Annotated in this window: 16 protein-coding genes; 13 read left to right on the top strand and 3 right to left on the bottom strand. The window is 42.1% G+C overall.

Annotated elements, in window-relative coordinates; genetic code table 11:
- Positions 1 to 226 precede the first annotated feature (226 nt).
- From GSY63_RS10825 to GSY63_RS10805, 5 genes are all read left to right on the top strand, one after another.
- On the top strand, positions 227 to 1,354 hold the full coding sequence (locus GSY63_RS10825) for an FIST signal transduction protein (protein WP_166585823.1): 1,128 nt from the start codon (positions 227 to 229) through the stop codon (positions 1,352 to 1,354).
- Positions 1,355 to 1,383: 29 nt separating this feature from the next.
- The gene (locus tag GSY63_RS10820; RefSeq protein ID WP_166585822.1) at positions 1,384 to 2,922 is read left to right on the top strand and encodes a response regulator; all 1,539 of its coding nucleotides are present in this window, start codon (positions 1,384 to 1,386) and stop codon (positions 2,920 to 2,922) included.
- A gap of 250 nt (positions 2,923 to 3,172) precedes the next feature.
- Positions 3,173 to 4,783: a CTP synthase gene (locus GSY63_RS10815; RefSeq protein ID WP_166585821.1), complete on the top strand. Its 1,611-nt coding sequence runs from the start codon at positions 3,173 to 3,175 to the stop codon at positions 4,781 to 4,783.
- An 18-nt stretch (positions 4,784 to 4,801) separates the two neighbouring features.
- Complete coding sequence (yidC, locus tag GSY63_RS10810) at positions 4,802 to 6,625, top strand: membrane protein insertase YidC (protein ID WP_166585820.1); 1,824 nt, start codon at positions 4,802 to 4,804, stop codon at positions 6,623 to 6,625.
- A 232-nt stretch (positions 6,626 to 6,857) separates the two neighbouring features.
- Positions 6,858 to 8,261 (top strand): aminopeptidase P family protein, encoded by a 1,404-nt coding sequence (locus GSY63_RS10805; RefSeq protein ID WP_166585819.1) that lies wholly within the window; start codon positions 6,858 to 6,860, stop codon positions 8,259 to 8,261.
- Between the two features lie 180 nt (positions 8,262 to 8,441).
- Here the strand turns inward: GSY63_RS10805 and GSY63_RS10800 are convergent, their stop codons facing one another.
- Entirely contained in the window at positions 8,442 to 8,984 is a 543-nt protein-coding gene (locus GSY63_RS10800) for a hypothetical protein (RefSeq protein ID WP_166585818.1), read from the bottom strand.
- A 190-nt stretch (positions 8,985 to 9,174) separates the two neighbouring features.
- Between GSY63_RS10800 and GSY63_RS10795 the strand changes: the two genes are divergently transcribed.
- The 5 genes from GSY63_RS10795 (at position 9,175) to GSY63_RS10775 (ending at position 13,944) form a co-directional block, all read left to right on the top strand.
- Entirely contained in the window at positions 9,175 to 10,557 is a 1,383-nt protein-coding gene (locus GSY63_RS10795) for an exonuclease domain-containing protein (protein WP_166585817.1), read from the top strand.
- 108 nt (positions 10,558 to 10,665) lie between these two features.
- Positions 10,666 to 11,202 carry a pyridoxamine 5'-phosphate oxidase family protein gene (locus GSY63_RS10790; protein ID WP_166585816.1) on the top strand — a complete coding sequence of 179 codons (537 nt, stop codon included), beginning with the start codon at positions 10,666 to 10,668 and terminating at the stop codon, positions 11,200 to 11,202.
- Positions 11,203 to 11,394: 192 nt separating this feature from the next.
- Positions 11,395 to 12,123: a cytochrome b/b6 domain-containing protein gene (locus tag GSY63_RS10785; protein ID WP_166585815.1), complete on the top strand. Its 729-nt coding sequence runs from the start codon at positions 11,395 to 11,397 to the stop codon at positions 12,121 to 12,123.
- Complete coding sequence (locus GSY63_RS10780; RefSeq protein WP_166585814.1) at positions 12,107 to 12,898, top strand: molybdopterin-dependent oxidoreductase; 792 nt, start codon at positions 12,107 to 12,109, stop codon at positions 12,896 to 12,898. The genes GSY63_RS10785 and GSY63_RS10780 overlap by 17 nt, the downstream gene beginning before the upstream one ends.
- 152 nt (positions 12,899 to 13,050) lie before the next feature.
- Entirely contained in the window at positions 13,051 to 13,944 is an 894-nt protein-coding gene (locus GSY63_RS10775) for a cation diffusion facilitator family transporter (RefSeq protein WP_166585813.1), read from the top strand.
- 54 nt (positions 13,945 to 13,998) lie between these two features.
- Here the strand turns inward: GSY63_RS10775 and pyrF are convergent, their stop codons facing one another.
- Positions 13,999 to 14,829, bottom strand: coding sequence for an orotidine-5'-phosphate decarboxylase (gene pyrF, locus GSY63_RS10770; RefSeq protein WP_166586213.1), 831 nt, complete (start codon positions 14,827 to 14,829; stop codon positions 13,999 to 14,001).
- A gap of 273 nt (positions 14,830 to 15,102) precedes the next feature.
- Here pyrF and rho point away from each other — a divergent pair, with 273 nt between their 5' ends.
- The 3 genes from rho to purS all read left to right on the top strand — a co-directional run bounded on the left by rho (position 15,103) and on the right by purS (position 17,828).
- Positions 15,103 to 16,782 (top strand): transcription termination factor Rho, encoded by a 1,680-nt coding sequence (rho, locus tag GSY63_RS10765; protein ID WP_166585812.1) that lies wholly within the window; start codon positions 15,103 to 15,105, stop codon positions 16,780 to 16,782.
- Positions 16,783 to 16,863: 81 nt separating this feature from the next.
- A complete protein-coding gene (gene pssA / locus GSY63_RS10760) occupies positions 16,864 to 17,577 on the top strand; it encodes a CDP-diacylglycerol--serine O-phosphatidyltransferase (RefSeq protein WP_166585811.1) in 714 nt (237 codons plus the stop codon).
- Complete coding sequence (purS, locus tag GSY63_RS10755) at positions 17,574 to 17,828, top strand: phosphoribosylformylglycinamidine synthase subunit PurS (RefSeq protein ID WP_166585810.1); 255 nt, start codon at positions 17,574 to 17,576, stop codon at positions 17,826 to 17,828. Before pssA ends, purS begins: the two co-directional genes overlap by 4 nt.
- Here the strand turns inward: purS and GSY63_RS10750 are convergent.
- The gene (locus tag GSY63_RS10750) at positions 17,825 to 18,193 is read right to left on the bottom strand and encodes an Hpt domain-containing protein (protein ID WP_166585809.1); all 369 of its coding nucleotides are present in this window, start codon (positions 18,191 to 18,193) and stop codon (positions 17,825 to 17,827) included. The two genes, purS and GSY63_RS10750, sit on opposite strands and share 4 nt — an antisense overlap.
- Between the last annotated feature and the right edge of the window lie 17 nt (positions 18,194 to 18,210).

Raw genomic sequence — 18,210 nt, 5'->3', positions numbered from 1 at the left:
ACAAAATCTGCATTCGTCTTTCATTGTCCATCAATATTCATTCGTCCAAGTAATGAATAAGATGAACAGTATTTAAATTAATCGAAAAACTTATTTATGTGGCATTATGTTAGGGTATTATACAACCTGCGAGTGTATAATAATTAAACATTGTACAACTAAGTTTCGTATGATATAATTAAATTACATTAACCAATAGCCACTAAATTTCAATCCGTTTGTTTTCATGAAGATACAGCAGCATCACTATTTAAACGGCACATGGCTCGATTACTTGTCACCCGATTTTGATTCAAAGCAATGTCAATTGGTACTTGCTTTTGGCTCGGCAGAATATGTGCAAAAACCCGAGATATTTACGCATCTGAAAAGCACTTATCCTGCTGCCAATATCATTTTAGCATCCACCGCGGGCGAAATTATTAACGATAGTGTTTTTGATGATAGCGTGGCGGTAAGCGCTATTCAATTGGAAAAATCTCGGTTAAGCAGTGTTGTCACCACCGTTAAGGAGCATGAGAGCAGCTATGCAGCTGGCAGTTTTTTAGTCAATAAATTAGATACCAAAGGTTTACGTTTTGTTTTTGTGATTTCAGATGGCATGCACATTAATGGCAGCGACCTGATTGCGGGAATAAATAGCCAGCTCCCGGAAGGCGTTCGGGTTACAGGCGGCCTGGCGGGCGATGCCGATCGCTTTAGCCGTACCTATACTGGCCTAAACGAGCCAGCATCAGAGGATAACATCATCCTGACGGCTTTTTATGGTGATGAGTTGCAGATTGGACACGGGTCATCAGGTGGCTGGGATGAGTTTGGTCCCGAACGCACCATTACAAAGTCTGATAAAAACGTGCTTTATGAAATCGATGGTAAAAATGCACTCGACCTTTACAAACAATATCTTGGCGACTATGTAAAAGAGCTTCCCGGCTCTGCCTTACTATTCCCTATATCGTTGCGCATCGCAGGTTCGGCAGATAATCTAGTGCGTACCATTTTAAATATCGACGAACAAAATAAATCTATGACCTTTGCCGGCAATTTACCCGAAGGAAGTAAGGTTAGATTAATGAAGGCTAATTTTGATAAACTGATAGACGCATCGGCAAAAGCTGCAGGCGATGCGGATACTGAAAGCGCCCAATTAGCCATTTTGGTGAGCTGTGTGGGTCGCAAACTCGTATTACAGGAACGTACCGACGAAGAAATTCTAATTGCCAAAGAAGCGCTTGGAGATCACATTAAAATAACGGGCTTTTATTCGTACGGTGAATTATCGCCTTATAACAGCAGTTCTAAATGCGAACTCCATAACCAAACGATGACGATTACGACGTTATCTGAGAACTAATTGAGTTTCAATTTCGTATTAATGCACAGATGGATTATCATTACCTCCTAAATAAACAAATATCAAAACAGCTTCCGGTTGATTACCAGAACGATGAGGTAATAAAAGCATTTTTAACCACCATCAATAATTCGTACAATAACTTCGATAAATCCAAAAAACTCGCCGATCATGCGTTTAATATCAGCGAGCAGGAGTATCAACAAGTTACAGCAGACTTACACGAGCAGAATGAGCTAAAGCTCAAATCTATCCAGCAATTAAAAGAAGCCATTAAGGCCCTCGATCCCGAAAGCACACTAAATTTTTCGGAAACCGGTGACGACATGATCAATATTATCTCCTTTTTGCAAGAGAAGATCATGAATGCTAAAGAACTGGAGTTAGAGTTGATCCATGCTAAGGATGTTGCGGAGAAAGCGGCAATGGCAAAGTCGCAATTCTTATCGGTAATGAGCCATGAGATTCGTACTCCGATGAATGCAGTAATAGGTTTTACCCACCTGCTACTTCAGCAAGATCCAAAGCCATCGCAAATGGAGTTTTTGAACCTGTTGAAGTTCTCTGCCGAAAACCTGTTAGTGCTTATTAACGACATACTCGATTTTAGCAAAATAGAGGCCGGGAAACTGGAATTTGAAAACGTGGACTTTAATCTGAAAGACCTTATTTCGAACATACGGCTCTCCCTGCTTCAAAAAGCCAACGAAAAAAATATCCAGCTTAAACTAATGGCCGACGAGGATTTGCCTGATGCCGTAATTGGTGATCCCGTTCGTTTAGGGCAGATATTAACCAACCTGATAAGCAACGCCATTAAGTTTACCGAAACAGGTAGAGTAACGATATCGGCAACGTTGACCCGCGCAGATAAAGATAATGTGATGATTGATTTTGAAGTGGCAGATACAGGCATCGGTATTGCTAAAGATAAACAGACTGATATATTTAACAGTTTTACCCAGGCCAGTTCAGATACCACACGCAAATATGGCGGTACAGGCCTTGGTTTAACGATTACCCGCCGTTTATTGCTATTATTAGATAGCGATATTCATTTAAAAAGTGAACCTGGCAAAGGCTCGGTATTTAGCTTTAGTTTGAGCTTTAAAAACAGCACATTAAAATTAAAGAGCAGCCTATCTGATAACGACGACAATTATAAAGCTAAAAGCTTGCGGGGCACACGTATCTTAATTGCCGAAGACAATCAAATTAACGTGATACTTGCCAAGCAATTTATGAAACAGTGGCAGGTAGACTGTGATATTGCAGAAAATGGGGAGATTGCCTTATTGTTAGTGCAAACCAACAATTATGACATGGTGTTAATGGATTTGCAGATGCCCGAAATGGACGGCTATCAAACCACAGAGGCCATCCGGAACCTGCCCGATGCCAAATATCAGAAACTTCCTATAATTGCGCTCACAGCATCGGCTATGCTCGATATTAAAGACCGTGCGTTTACAGTCGGGATGAACGATTATATAAGTAAGCCATTTAATCCCAACGAGTTGTATAAAAAAATCGCGTCATATAGTTCGAATAACCAGATATTGAACTAGCCATCTCCTATCTCGCCATCCTAAATGATAGTGAAGCATCTTCTTCACCAACCTCGCTCTTAAAGCCGTATTCTTTTGCTTCTTTTTTACAGCACCGGGCAAACAATCGTAACCTGCTCAACCTCAAATCTCCAAATTTTCAAATTTTTAAATCGCTGCAATAAATTTCTATGCACATTATGTCATTTTCTCAACAAGTATCCCAAACCCCGTAAATTTTCTTACTTTTGTATCCCGTACACAAGAAATCATGACTAAATATATATTTGTTACGGGCGGCGTTACTTCGTCGTTAGGGAAGGGTATTATATCCGCTTCTTTAGCCAAACTCCTTCAGTCGCGCGGGTATCGCGTAACCATCCAAAAATTTGATCCTTACATTAACATCGACCCGGGTACGTTAAATCCGTACGAGCATGGTGAATGTTATGTAACCGAAGATGGTGCCGAAACCGACCTTGACTTAGGCCACTATGAGCGTTTCCTAAACACTCCCACCTCTCAGGCAAACAACATTACAACAGGTCGTATCTACCAAAATGTAATCAACCGCGAGCGCGAAGGTGCATTTTTAGGTAAAACAGTACAGGTTGTTCCGCACATTACAGATGAGATCAAACGTAATTTCAAGATTCTCGGCGAAAGCGGCCAGTATGATATTGTTATTACAGAGATTGGTGGTACTGTAGGCGATATCGAGTCTTTGCCATTTGTGGAAGCCGTACGCCAATTCCGTTGGGAGCTAGGTTCGCACGATTCATTGGTGATCCACCTTACCCTTGTGCCTTTTCTGGCAGCTGCAGGTGAATTAAAAACCAAACCGACCCAGCATTCTGTTAAAATGCTTTTAGAGTACGGTATCCAACCGGATATTCTGGTTTGCCGCACCGAGCACCATTTAACGCAAGACCTACGCAAAAAGATTGCTTTGTTCTGTAACGTAAACGTAAATGCGGTTATCGAATCTATCGACGCTTCAACCATTTACGATGTGCCTTTGTTGATGCTGCGTGAGCAATTAGACAAAACCGTACTGAGCAAATTAAAGCTATCTAACAAAAACGAACCGGATCTGGAAAGCTGGAAAGACTTTTTGGGCCGTTTAAAAAATCCTACTGCTGAAGTACGTATTGGCCTGGTAGGTAAATATGTAGAACTTCCGGACGCTTATAAATCAATTACAGAAGCCTTTATCCACGCGGGTGCCAAAAACGAGTGCAAGGTTAAAGTGGAATATATCCACTCTGAACAATTAACTGTCAGCAATGCGGTAGACCGACTGAAAGGTTTGCACGGCGTATTGGTTGCACCAGGCTTTGGCGAGCGCGGCTTCGAAGGTAAGATTGAGGCCATCCGTTATGTACGTGAAAACAACATTCCATTCTTTGGTATCTGTTTAGGTATGCAGTGTGCGGTAGTTGAATTCGGCCGCCATGTATTAGGCTTAAAAGAAGCCAACAGTACTGAGATGAACCCGAACACTCAGTTCCCGGTTATTGGTATGATGGAAGATCAGAAAAACATCACCGCTAAAGGTGGTACTATGCGTTTAGGAGCGCAGGATTGCGATCTTAAAAAAGGTACAAAAGCCGCAGCTATATACGGAAAAACACGTATCAGCGAGCGTCACCGCCATCGTTATGAGTTTAATAACGAATATCTGAAAAGCTACGAAGAGGCCGGTATGATTCCATCTGGTATTAACCCTGAAAACAATCTGGTAGAGATAATTGAGCTTAAAAATCATCCATATTTTGTAGGCGCACAGTTTCACCCAGAATTAAAATCAACAGTAGCAAATCCTCACCCACTTTTTGTTAACTTTGTCGCCGCTTCGCTGGCTTTTGCCCGCAAGAAATAACTGTACTATAGATAGATAATGGATAAAAACACGTTCACGGGATTATTCCTGATCATGCTGATCATGGTTGGCTCATTCTTTTTGCTAAAGCCATCAGCAGACGAAGTAAAGAAAGAGCAGCAAAAGCAGCACCTGGATTCGCTTAAACGCGCAGGATTAGTTGATGCCAAAGCTACCAAGGCCGATACTTCTGCAGCCGCTGCTGCAAAAGCCGGTGTAGTTGATTCTGCCCTATTAAAACTGCCATTTGGTGCTGCAACTGTAGGTACCGAGCAATTAATTACTTTAGAAAATAAAGAAGTTAAGTTAAAAGTGAGCACCATTGGTGGTCGCATCTACTCGGTTGAACTGAAGAACTATCAAACGTTCGACAAAAAACCGTTGATCTTATTTGACGGTGCTCAAAGCCACTTCGGTTTTAAATTTACAGCAGGCGGCAAACCTATCAATACTGATGAGTTGCACTTCACCCCTACTACTCCGCAAGCAGCAAATGGTGCCTTAACCATGCGTTTAAGCTACAGCCCAACCCAGTACATTGATTATGTATACACCATGGGCCCGGAGTATAAAGTAAACTTAACGGTTAAGCCAGTAGGTTTAGAAGCAGTTATCAATAATGGTAATACATTGAATCTGAGCTGGTCGGCCAGTTTACACAAACTGGAAAAGGATATTAAAACCGAGCGCCAGTATTCTACCGTTTACTATCATAACACAGATGGTGATGTTGATTACCTGAGCCCTGCTAAAGACGAAACCAAAGAAATTGCAGCCGATGCGAAAAAAGTTGACTGGATCTCTTTTAAACAACACTTCTTTTCAAGCGTGTTGTTCTCAAAAGCAGGTTTTGCTAAAACTAATTTTGCTACTACTACCGATGTAAACGGTACTGATATTAAGCAAATGCGTACCGATGTAAGCATTAACGCTGATGCAACAGGTACTTACCCCCTACAATTCTATTTCGGCCCTAACCGCTTCTCTACATTGAAAGCGCAAGGCGACGATCTGGAAAAACAAATTGACTTAGGTTGGGGTCCATTGAAATACATTAACCGTTTTGCGGTATTGCCGGTATTTAATTTCCTGCAACAATTTAACTGGAACTACGGTATCATTATCCTGGTGCTTACCCTGTTGCTTAAGCTAGTACTTTCTCCGCTTACCTACAAATCATACCTTTCAATGGCTAAAATGCGTGTGCTGAAGCCGGAGATGGACGAGATTAAAGCTAAAGTTGGCGAAGATAACCCAACCCTGCTACAACAGGAATATTTGAAGCTGTACCGCAAAGCCGGTGTTAACCCGCTTGGTGGTTGTTTGCCTTTACTGCTGCAAATGCCTATCGTAATTGCTTTCTTCCGCTTTTTCCCAAGCTTATTTGAGCTTCGTGGCCAAAGCTTCCTGTGGATGCACGATTTATCAACTTACGATACCATCCTTACTTTCCCTGCGTTGCCTTTATTAGGTTGGACTCACATCAGTGCCATGTGTTTGCTGATGACTATTTCTACCCTGATCTATACCTACTTTAACAACCAGGTATCGGGTGCTACAGGTCAGATGAAATACATCGGCTATATTTCGCCGCTTATTTTCTTCGGTGTACTGAACAGCTACCCAGCAGGTTTGAACTACTATTATTTCCTTGCCAACATGATGACCTTCTTACAACAATACCTGATCCGTCAGATGGTTGATGATAAGAAAATTCACAGCCAGATACAGGAAAATAAGAAGAAACCAGAGGACGCGAAGAAAAAGAAAAGCGGGTTTGGTGCGCGCATGGAAGAAATGATGCGTCAGCAACAGCAAGCAAATCAAACTAAAAAGAAATAAGTTGACTGTGTTGAATAGTTGATTAAATTCTTCTAATACTAAAAGCCTCCTGATGACTTCGGGAGGCTTTTTTTATGTATCGCCAAATCAGGTGTCCACGCTTGATCTTTGCTTTTGGAATAAGCGTCCACGCTTAAGAACAACGGCAGCCCGGGCGCTTAAACTAGCGGGCCTTCAACAAATGATACAAATCTGTCATTCTTTACGCCCTCCCATCCCATATATTTGCAGCATGGAGCTTAACTTATTTGATAAACAGGTTTACACCAACCGTAGAAATATATTAAAGAATACCATCGGTGCAGACGGAATTATCCTGTTGCTGGGCAACGAGGATAGCAGCATGAGCTATAAAGACAATTGCTACCCCTTTAGGCAAGACAGTAGCTTTTTATATTACTTTGGTTTAGACACCCCTTCTATTGCAGCTATTATCGATACCGAAACCGGCGAGGAAGTAATTTTCGGTAACGAGCTAACGATAGACGATATTGTTTGGACGGGCACGCTTCCATCGGTAAGCGAAATGGCGGCAATGGTTGGCGTTGCCAAAACCAGTCCTACCGACCAGATTATACATTATGTGCATAAAGCACAAGCATCGGGCAGGCGTGTACATATTTTGCCTCCCTATCGCCCGGAGAATAAAGTTAAGTTGGCATCCTGGTTGAACATTAGCTTAAATGATGTAGCTGAGCACGTATCACTAAAATTAATTAAGGCTGTAATTGCACAACGCGTAATCAAATCGGCACTTGAGATTGAAGAAATGGAGAAAGCTGTTTCTATCAGTGTTGATATGCAACTCGCAGTAATTAAAAATACCGCCCCTAGTATTAAAGAATATCATTTGGTTGCCAAGGCGCTTGAGGTTGCGCAGGCCGCCAACGGGCGTTTGGGCTATCCTGCCATTATAACCACTCACGGACAAACGCTGCATACCCACTATTACGGAAACACCTTACAGGAGGGCCGTATGGTGCTCAGCGACATCGGTGCCGAAAACAACATGCACTATGGAGGCGACCTTACCCGCACTTTCCCCGTTGGCCGTAGTTTCACCAGCCGACAAAAAGAACTTTATGAGGTAGTGTTAACAGCGATGGATCATGCCATCAGTATGCTTAAACCCGGCGTTAGATATAAAGATATTCACCTTTCTGCCTGCCAAAAACTGGCAGAAGGCTTAGTGCAGGTGAACCTAATGAAAGGCGACCCGGCAGAAATAGTTGCTGCGGGCGCGCATGCCATGTTCTTTCAATGCGGTTTAGGCCACATGCTGGGTATGGACACGCATGATATGGAAGATTTGGGGGAACAATATGTTGGTTATACCGATGCACTGAAAAAAGAAACAGAAATATTCGGGCTAAAATCGCTTCGCCTGGGCCGCGAACTTCAAAGTGGATTTGTATTGACGGTTGAACCAGGCATCTATATCATCCCGGAATTGATAGATCGCTGGCAAGCTGAAAAGAAATTTACTGAATTTATAAACTATGATGTGCTAAACACCTATCGCGATTTTGGCGGCATCCGTATTGAGGATAACTTTTTAATTACCGATACAGGCAGCCATTTGCTAGGTAAATATTTGCCAAAGACATTGAAAGAGATTGAAGCGTTGAAGGGATAAGTATCGGACTCAATTAACAATTTGCCATTTCGACGTAGGAGAAATCTTGTACGCTAAGAAACTAACTGGATAAGATCTCTCACTATCGTTCGAGATGACAAACAAAAATTATAAAATCAAAAAAAGCAGGATGCTCCAAATCGGAACATCCTGCTCAACTAAAATAGGCACTACTCTATTTTACAATTGAAACCCGTAGGCTACCCTTAAGCCCACAGTACCGTAGTTATTTTTATCGCCGGTAAAACTATCGTACCGTACGCCAACATCCCAGTGGTTATTAGCCCAGCCTGCAGATGGCGCCAGGATAAGTTTAGTTTGACCGTCGCGAAATAAGCCATGTTCCAAAACCTCAAAGCCAGCCCCCGCTTCGGCAGCCAGATAGATATGCGGAGCAACGAAGCCTTTAACACCACCTTTAAGTGGTATCACGCCGTAGCTGCTGTAACGTACGTCCGTTCCGGGAATTTTTTTGCTAAAGAAGTGGTCGCCACCGGTTTCAAATAAAACCGCAAAATTATTGGTAATACCATATTGTAAACGGCCTGTGCCGCCCAAATTAAATGTCGAATAGTTGTGAGCATTCCCGGTAGGTACGCCCACCGCGGCACCTAAACTAAATGTGAAATGGTTTGCCGGTGTAGTTTGCGCCTTGCTTTGCGTCGTCAAAAATAAAGCAGCGGCCGCAAACGTTACTTTTATCAGTCTCGATAGATTTTTCATTTGTAATAGTGGTTTTTGTATTCTTATTTATTGGTATTACTGCCACTATTGCCAATAGGTTGCCTTCGGCATTTATTTTTCATCGTAGACGACCTGCATTAAAGAATCAACAAATTATCAAATTAACAAATTATCTTAACTAATATTATTAGCAAACTTCTTACATTTGTACATAGTGAGTACGGGGAATATGTATGCAATAGTCGATATAGAAACTACAGGTGGACACGCCAGCGGAAATGGTATTACCGAGGTAGCTATTTGCATACACGATGGTAATGAGATAGTTAAACGTTACCAAACGCTTGTTAACCCCGGTCGCGAAATACCGATCTACATACAGGCTTTAACCGGCATTAATAACGAAATGGTGGAAAATGCTCCGTATTTTAAAACGGTGGCCCATGAGATTTTCGAACTGCTGCATAACAAGATCTTTGTTGCCCATAACGTTAATTTCGATTATTCATTCCTCAAATATCATCTGGCTACGGCCGGATACGATTTACAATGTAATAAGCTTTGTACGGTAAGGTTAAGCCGCAAAATTATTCCTGGGTTAATTTCATACAGCCTTGGTAAACTTTGCTCGCATTTAAGTATCCCTAACGAAGCACGCCACCGTGCTGCCGGCGACGCTCAGGCGACTGCTACCCTATTTGAGTTGCTGTTGCAAAGCGATACCAATAAACACATTGCACAAGCGCTTAAGCAAAAATCAAAAGAGCAAGTATTGCCCGCCAACCTGCCTAAAAGCGATATCGATAGCCTGCCTTATACAGCAGGCGTATACTATTTTCACGATCACAAAGGCAAGGTGATTTACGTAGGAAAAGCCGTAAACATCAAAAAGCGTGTTTGTAGCCACTTTACGGGCAATAATTCGGGCTACCAACGTCAGGAGTTTATGCGCAACATCCATCGCATTACCTTTCAGGAATGTGGTAACGAACTGATGGCCTTCATTCAGGAAACGATCGAAATTAAACGCTTGTGGCCTGCTTACAACCGGTCGCAGAAGAACCTCGATTTTGCTTTCGGTTTATATTCTTATGAAGATCAGCGGGGGTATATTCGCCTTGCTGTTGACAAACGCCGCAAATACAGCACGCCGGTACATACCTGTGGATCGATGGTTGAAGGTCGTAACCTGTTGTTGGAATTAATAGAACAATTTGATCTTTGCCCAAAGCTGTGTTTTATTCAGAAGAACGATCAGGTCTGTACCGGCAACAATGGTTTAAATTGTGCCTGCGAGGGTCATGAGCCTGCGGACGAATATAATGCTAAAGTACAAGCAGCGATAAATCAACTTAAGCACGCACTGCCAACTTTCGCCATCCGCGATGTAGGCCGTAACGACGAAGAACATAGCTGTATTTTAATTGAAGAAGGTCGTTTTTATGGCATGGGCTATGTTTCACACTACTTCGACACCGATAATATTCAGCAGCTCAAAAACACCCTTACGCCCTATCCTGGGAATGATTATATGCGCAACCTGGTAATCAGTTACGCCGAACGCTACCCGCATAAAAAAGTAATGTTTGGCGCTAATGCTATGGCGCTGTAATTTCCACAACCATTCTGTTTATTTCAAATAAATTAATTTTATTTCCACACAATATAGTTTATGCGGGGTTATTTTGATATATATCATTTACCTGTATAAACAAATATTATGGACAGCATTAATCAAAATCAGCCCGAGGACAACTTGAAAGACCTGCAGGGTACGGAGGCTAATAGAAAAATAAAAGAACTAGCGGAAAACGCAGAATCGTGCTTTTTCATCACCAATATAAAAACCGGCATACCGCTTTCGGTTCGGCCAATGTCTATTCAGGAAATAGACGATGAAGGTAATTTCTGGTTTTTGAGCGCGGACGATAGTCACAAAAATGAGGAAATCGGTCACGATCCGTTTGTACATCTTTTATTCCAAGGGTCGAAGTATGATGGCTTTTTAAATATTTATGGCACTGCCGAAATAAGCCGGGATAAAACTAAGATCAAAGAGCTTTGGAAGCCGATCTTAAAAACCTGGTTTACCGAAGGTGAAGATGATCCACGCATTAGCGTGGTAAAAGTGGAACCTTCAGAAGGATATTATTGGGACAATAAACATGGCGCAATGGTAGCTTTCGCCAAACAGGCCCTTGGCGCTATTCTGGGTAAAACACTCGACGATTCTGTTGAAGGAAAACTGGTAGTGTAATGTACGCCTAACGTGGGACGTAATATATCAAACGTTCCTTCGAAAATAAAGGTGCTGGGCAAAATGTACAGCACCTTTTATTATTTACCACACAAAAGTCAAAGCTCTTAAACTAAATACCAAACCTAATCTCCTTTTACCTAGCTTTACGTATATCAAGGGTATAACGTCGAACGTTCAAGGTCCAAATTAATGAAACGCATTGTCAACAAGCACCCTTTAGCAATCCGCTGGTTTCATTGGATTAATTTTCCGTTGCTCGCGGTGATGATCTGGAGCGGGCTGCTCATTTACTGGGCTTATGACCCCTATGCAATAAAACTCTTTGGCGTCACGGCTTTTAAGTTTTTTCCTCAATGGTTTTATCATAAACTAAATGTTGTGCACCGCCTTTCGGAGGGAATGGCATTCCACTTTGTTTTTATGTGGTTGTTTGCGTTAAATGGCTTGCTATATGTGCTATACACTATTTTTTCCGGTGAGTGGCGGTATCTACTGCCACAAAAAAGCTCCTGGAAAGAGGCATGGCTTGTTGTGCTGCACGATCTGCATATCCGTAAAACAGTGCCGGAACAATTGAAATATAATGCAGCCCAACGAATAGTCTATACCGGGATTATCATTATGGGCTTAGGTTCTTTAATTACCGGACTATCTATTTACAAGCCGACCCAGTTTAACTGGTTGGTATTTTTATGTGGAGGTTATCGTACAGCACGGCTCATCCATTTCACCTTAACCATAGGTTATTGTTTGTTTTTCCTATTGCACATTGTGCAAGTAATCCTGGCCGGGTGGAATAATTTCAGAGCCATGATAACCGGCTTTGAGATAAAAAACGATAACATACCCATTAGCAGACCTAAATCTTCTGCACCTGTAATGCCACAAATTCCCGAAGCCGATGCCAAAGCCAAATAAAATCGATACTAAACGCTTTACCGAGGGCGAACTGGCTGATAACAAAACCATTAACCGCCGCACCTTTCTATCGTTTCTGACATTTGGGGTATCTGGCGTAGCCGCCTTTTTTGGATGGAAAGCACTTTATAATGATCCCATTGAACCTAAAGGTATTACAGGTGGTGCACGCAAGGCCTTGCGAAATGTACTGAACGCCAACGAACAGGTGTTTAACAAAACATTACCTGCAGGCCACATGGCTAAAACTTACCCTCTTTCGGTGGCGGCCAAAGTGCCAAGGGTTAATGGCGATATTGGTTTAAAGGGAACTGATGCCAACAACTGGATAGAGGTAATTACGTCGCCAGGGAATATTCTTAAAGTCACACTGGACGATTTAAAATCACTCCCTAAAACCGAACACGTAATAGATTTTAAATGCGTAGAAGGCTGGGACCAGATTATGCATTGGGGCGGGGTAAAATTCAGCGATTTTATGATGCATTATCAGTTGGATAAACAGGCTGCAATGGAATACGTTGGCTTGCACACCCCTGATAATAAGTACTATGTCGGTATAGACATGGCCAGCGCCATGCACCCTCAAACCCTACTTTGCTACGAGATGAATGGCAAACCGCTATCGCAAGATCACGGCTACCCTCTTCGCTTGATCATACCGGTAAAATATGGCATTAAAAATCTAAAACGAATAGGTACACTTTATTTTAGCAACCAACGCCCGCCAGATTACTGGGCCGAAAATGGCTACGACTACTATGCAGGCCTATGATAGTTGTGAATAGGTGAAGGATTGAGTTAGTTATTAGCATTCTGTATTTCTACGAACCGTCAACTATTAGCTACCAACTATTATATTTGCTTAAACACTAATATCACAAGCTTAGCTATCCCCTTACGCCTAAGCAGATTCAATCATTTATAATGTCCGCATCTAAAACACCTATTTATACTGCCTTAGCAGCTAACCTTGGTATTGCCATTACAAAACTGGCTGCCGCGGTATTTACCGGCAGCTCGGCTATGGTTTCCGAAGGTATTCACTCTCTCGTTGACACCAGCAACGAAGTTCTATTACTCTTGGGTATTAGCCGCAGCCAGAAGCCAGCGGATGAAAAACGACCTTTCGGATACGGGAGGGAGCTTTATTTCTGGTCGTTTGTGGTGTCGTTACTGTTTTTTGCCATGGGCGGCGGCTTTTCTATCTACGAGGGTATCGAACACCTTATGAATCCTGAGCAGGTGAAAAATCCTATCTGGAACTACATCGTACTATCCATCGCTTTTACTTTTGATGGGCTCTCTTTTATTACAGCCATGAAAGAATTTAATCGCCAACGAGGCAGTACTCCATTTTGGCAGGCCGTAAAAGAAAGCAAAGATCCCACCACCTTCGTTGTGTTGTTTGAAGATGCTGCCGACGTAATTGGTATACTCATTGCTTTTATCGGCATTTTTCTGGGTCAGCTACTGCAGAACCCTTATTTTGATGGCATTTCCTCTATATTGATCGGCTTGTTGCTTACCGCTGTGGCCATAATACTGGTTCGCGAAAGCCGCAGCTTATTAATGGGCGAAACACCCGATGCGAGCGAACTACAGGACGTAATTAAAATTACAGAAAGCCACGCTATGGTGAATAGGGTGGTTAAGCAAATGGCGTCATACCTCGCACCCGAAGAGGTAATTATCGCCATTAAAGTAAATTTCAAACAAGACGTTAAAAGTCAAGATATTACGACTGCAATAGACGAAATGCGAACGAATATTCAAGCGAAATATCCGCATTACAAGCAGTTGTTTATTGAGCCGGCGTGAACTATTCGTTCCTCGCAATGGCGTATGTAAAGGATTGCTACTTAAAACCTGCAACTAAATAACTTCCGCTTTCTCAAGCTCTGCCTGCATTTGTTGTTGCAGCTTCAAAGCTTCGGCACGGGCAGCTTCTGCAAAATCTTCACCATTAGAGGCGTAAATGATACCGCGCGATGAGTTAACTAACAGGCCACAATCTTTGGTCATCCCATATTTACATACGTCTTCCAGGCTGCCACCCTGTGCGCCTACGCCGGGTACCAGCAAAAAGTTATCAGGCGCAAATTTGCGGATATTGGTAAATTCTTCCCTTTTGGTGGCACCTACAACGTACATTAAACGGTCGGCACTGGCCCAGGTATTGGCTTTTTGGATCACCGCTTCGTATAAATGACCGCCTTCTGTTGGCAAATATTGAAAATCCTTACTGCCTGCCGACGAGGTAAGCGCTAAAATAATTACCCATTTACCCTCGTATTTAAGGTAGGGCGTTACGCTGTCGTTACCCATATAAGGCGTAACGGTAATAGCATCGAACCCCATTCCAGATGCTTCTTCATTAAAAAATGCCTGCGCATACTGATCTGATGTATTACCTATATCACCTCTTTTGGCATCGATAATGCTTAAACAATCCTTAGGCAAATAATTATAAGTGCTTATTAAACTTTGCAACCCTTTTATGCCTCTGCTCTCGTAAAACGCCGAATTTGGCTTATAGGCCACACATAGATCCTTTGTTGCGTCGATGATGCGTTTATTAAATTCTAACACCGGGTCAGCGTGATCACGTAGAAAAGCTGGAATTTTTTCAACATCAGGATCGAGGCCGATACATAAAAACGTTTTTTTTCGTTTAATCTGTTCTATAAGTTGCGATCTGGACAGCATGCAGAGAAGAATTTATGTTTTTTCAGAGATCAAAAAAACTAAAAATAACCGGAAGTGTTGTCTGAATGTATATATTTTTCAAAAATTTTGAAATAAATAATATTAATAGTACAATTGCATTGTTTTCCTGACAAAGTTTTCTTGTATCTGAGAAACGATCAATATCCCAGTTTATACAGATTTACAATAATACGAACACTTGGTTTTTGCTAGGCAGATTGCAGGCGAACTTCTTAATTTAAAATTCCTTTTTGAACTATAATTCCTCCCATGTCGGATACAATTGAATTGAATGACAAACTCGTGTCTGAGTTACGCCAGATAGCTAAAAGTATGGGCATTGCCGAAGCTGACGAACTACGTAAGCCTCAGCTTATTGTCCGCATAAGCGAGCAAAATGCGCTCATAGAGCAAGCACGCGCCCAGCAGAGTGCGCTATCTGATAATTATGCAGAAATTACTAAAGATACAGACGTAACCTCTGCCGATGCAGAAGGCGATGACGATAAACCGCGCAGCAAAAGAGCACGCAGTGTTAAAACAAAAAAAGAAAATCAGGACAACACAGCGGTAGAATCAACCTTGTTTGATGGCGAACCTGCGCCTGAAGCCCCTAAAAGACAAAGAACTGTTGTAACAACAGCTGCGCCTAAAGCTACAGAAGATACCATCGAACGTGAATTTACGCCTAAAACTGATGCACCTGTTGCACCCGAAGTACGCCAGCCACGTTTCGAAAAACAACAACGTTTTGCCAACAATGGCAATACCGGTAACGGAAACGGTGGCAACAACAATCAGTCAAAACAGCAGGAACCTGCAATAAATCTTGATTTTGATAATGTTATCGTAAACGAAGGTGTATTGGAGATCATGCCAGATGGTTATGGCTTTTTACGTTCGTCAGATTATAACTATTTAACATCTCCGGATGATATTTACGTTTCACAGTCGCAGATTAAATTGTTTGGCTTAAAAACAGGTGATACCGTTCGCGGAAGCATCCGTCCTCCAAAAGAAGGCGAAAAATATTTTCCATTAGTACGTGTAGAAGCCATTAACGGCCGTATACCTGCTGAAGTGCGCGACCGTGTTCCTTTCGATCACTTAACGCCGCTTTTCCCGCAAGAAAGATTAAACCTGTTTACTGACCCGGGAAATCAATCAACCCGTATTATGGACCTGTTCTCACCTATCGGTAAAGGACAGCGTGGTTTAATTGTGGCTCAACCTAAAACAGGTAAAACCATGTTATTAAAGGATGTGGCCAATGCAATTGCTAAAAACCACCCCGAGGTATACCTAATCATCCTGCTAATAGACGAGCGCCCAGAGGAGGTGACTGATATGGCGCGCAGTGTACGTGCTGAGGTTATCTCATCAACATTTGACGAACCTGCAGAACGCCACGTAAAAATTGCCAACATTGTGTTGGAGAAAGCAAAACGTATGGTAGAGTGCGGACACGATGTGGTTATCCTATTGGATTCAATTACCCGTTTGGCACGTGCCTACAATACAGTAGCCCCTGCATCTGGTAAAATATTATCGGGTGGTGTTGATGCCAATGCGTTACACAAGCCTAAACGCTTTTTTGGAGCGGCCCGTAACATTGAGGATGGCGGTTCGTTAACCATTATCGCTACGGCGCTTACAGAAACCGGCTCTAAAATGGATGAGGTTATCTTTGAAGAATTTAAAGGAACCGGTAACATGGAGCTTCAGTTAGACCGTAAATTATCTAACAAACGTATATTCCCTGCTATTGATCTTACCGCATCGAGCACCCGTCGCGACGATTTATTATTGGATCGCGAGACCCTTCAACGCATCTGGATATTACGTAACCACCTGGCGGACATGAACTCTCAAGAATCTATGGAGTTCTTACAAGCGCAGATCCGTGGCACCAAAACCAACGAAGAATTCCTTATTTCAATGAATTCGTAAAAAAATTAAGGTTTTATGAACTAAGATTAAAACACTTAAGTTCATAAAACCTTAATAATAGGTTGCTATATTTACAATCGGATGAAGAGACGAGTAAAAAAGCACTTACCTAACGCAATTACCTGCGCTAATTTGTTTTGTGGGTGCGTAGGCATAGTATTTGCGTTTCAGGACAACCTGGTGGTTGCCTCCTATTGTATATTTTTGGCCGCTATATTTGACTTTTTCGACGGACTAGCCTCCCGTGTACTACAATCATTTTCGGGCATAGGCAAAGATCTGGATTCGTTGGCCGATATGGTTAGCTTTGGTGTTTTGCCTTCTGTAATACTGTATGAGCTTTTCTTACAGGCTCCGCAGATAGACCACGTTAGCAGTATACTTAATTTTATTGCTTTCTTACTGCCGGTATTTTCGGCGTTAAGGTTAGCTAAATTCAATATTGATACCCGTCAGGCAGAAAACTTTATAGGTTTACCCACTCCAGCCAATGCAATACTCATTGCATCATTCCCTTTAATACTGCGTGAGCATAATTCATTCTTTACAGACTATATCCTCAATCCATACTTTTTATCGTGCTTTGTATTGATAATGTGTGCTTTACTGGTAGCAGAAATGCCGCTTATGTCGCTTAAGTTTAAGAACCGCGATTTCAACACAAATATATTCAGGTATTTACTGCTATTATTCTCGGCTATTTTGATTCTATTTTTTAAATTTGCCGCAGTTCCGGTCGTTATACTTATGTATATCGCCCTATCAGTAATCCAATTCAGAAGAATAGCCAAATGACAAAATTCCAGGCCGAAATAGACGTAATGCCAAAAAAAGAAATTCTTGATCCACAAGGAAAAGCAGTTTCAGGAAGTATGAAAAACCTGGGTTTGGCCGAAATCGATAATATCCGTATCGGTAAACATATCTCTTTAGAGATCCATGCAGAAAGTGCAGAGGTAGCCCATGCTAAGGTTGAACAAGCCTGCAAAAGCCTGTTAGCTAACCTTATTATGGAAAGTTACACTTTTGAAATAAAAGCTGTTTAAAGCTGCGCTGCGGCCTCTGTTTTTATTTGTTGAAGTTTACGCAGGTTACCTGTAATTACGCTTCTTACTTCGTTAAACTTAGTGGTAATCAGGTGCACATCGGGTGCACCGGTTTTTGCCAGGTGCTCTATTTCTTGCATAGCAGTCTGGCTCTCCAGCATGCCGAAGAAACCCAGATTAGGTTTTAATTTATGAGCAGAAGCAGCGGCGGCCGGCCAATCGTTTGCAGTAATAGCAGTATCTATAAGGTGCAGTAATTCAGGTGATTGTTGCATAAACATATCTATCGACTCCACGATAAACTCATTACTGCCGTCGGCTATCTCGTATAAAAAGGTCAGATCAAGGTCTTGGTTATCAGCCATAAGAGGTATTATTAGTA

This window comes from Mucilaginibacter agri, from assembly GCF_009928685.1.
GTDB classification, from domain to species: Bacteria; Bacteroidota; Bacteroidia; order Sphingobacteriales; family Sphingobacteriaceae; genus Mucilaginibacter; species Mucilaginibacter agri.
Note: the sequence above shows the minus strand (reverse complement) of the source record. Positions and strands in the feature narration are given on the sequence as shown.

Coding starts and splice junctions, on each gene's coding strand:
- yidC (WP_166585820.1), top strand. CDS start 4,802: ATGGATAAAAACACGTTCACGGGATTATTCCTGATCATGCTGATCATG.
- GSY63_RS10785 (WP_166585815.1), top strand. CDS start 11,395: ATGAAACGCATTGTCAACAAGCACCCTTTAGCAATCCGCTGGTTTCAT.
- purS (WP_166585810.1), top strand. CDS start 17,574: ATGACAAAATTCCAGGCCGAAATAGACGTAATGCCAAAAAAAGAAATT.
- GSY63_RS10780 (WP_166585814.1), top strand. CDS start 12,107: ATGCCAAAGCCAAATAAAATCGATACTAAACGCTTTACCGAGGGCGAA.
- GSY63_RS10775 (WP_166585813.1), top strand. CDS start 13,051: ATGTCCGCATCTAAAACACCTATTTATACTGCCTTAGCAGCTAACCTT.
- rho (WP_166585812.1), top strand. CDS start 15,103: ATGTCGGATACAATTGAATTGAATGACAAACTCGTGTCTGAGTTACGC.
- GSY63_RS10750 (WP_166585809.1), bottom strand. CDS start 18,193: ATGGCTGATAACCAAGACCTTGATCTGACCTTTTTATACGAGATAGCC.
- GSY63_RS10815 (WP_166585821.1), top strand. CDS start 3,173: ATGACTAAATATATATTTGTTACGGGCGGCGTTACTTCGTCGTTAGGG.
- pssA (WP_166585811.1), top strand. CDS start 16,864: ATGAAGAGACGAGTAAAAAAGCACTTACCTAACGCAATTACCTGCGCT.
- GSY63_RS10805 (WP_166585819.1), top strand. CDS start 6,858: ATGGAGCTTAACTTATTTGATAAACAGGTTTACACCAACCGTAGAAAT.
- GSY63_RS10825 (WP_166585823.1), top strand. CDS start 227: ATGAAGATACAGCAGCATCACTATTTAAACGGCACATGGCTCGATTAC.
- GSY63_RS10790 (WP_166585816.1), top strand. CDS start 10,666: ATGGACAGCATTAATCAAAATCAGCCCGAGGACAACTTGAAAGACCTG.
- GSY63_RS10800 (WP_166585818.1), bottom strand. CDS start 8,984: ATGAAAAATCTATCGAGACTGATAAAAGTAACGTTTGCGGCCGCTGCT.
- GSY63_RS10795 (WP_166585817.1), top strand. CDS start 9,175: ATGTATGCAATAGTCGATATAGAAACTACAGGTGGACACGCCAGCGGA.
- GSY63_RS10820 (WP_166585822.1), top strand. CDS start 1,384: ATGGATTATCATTACCTCCTAAATAAACAAATATCAAAACAGCTTCCG.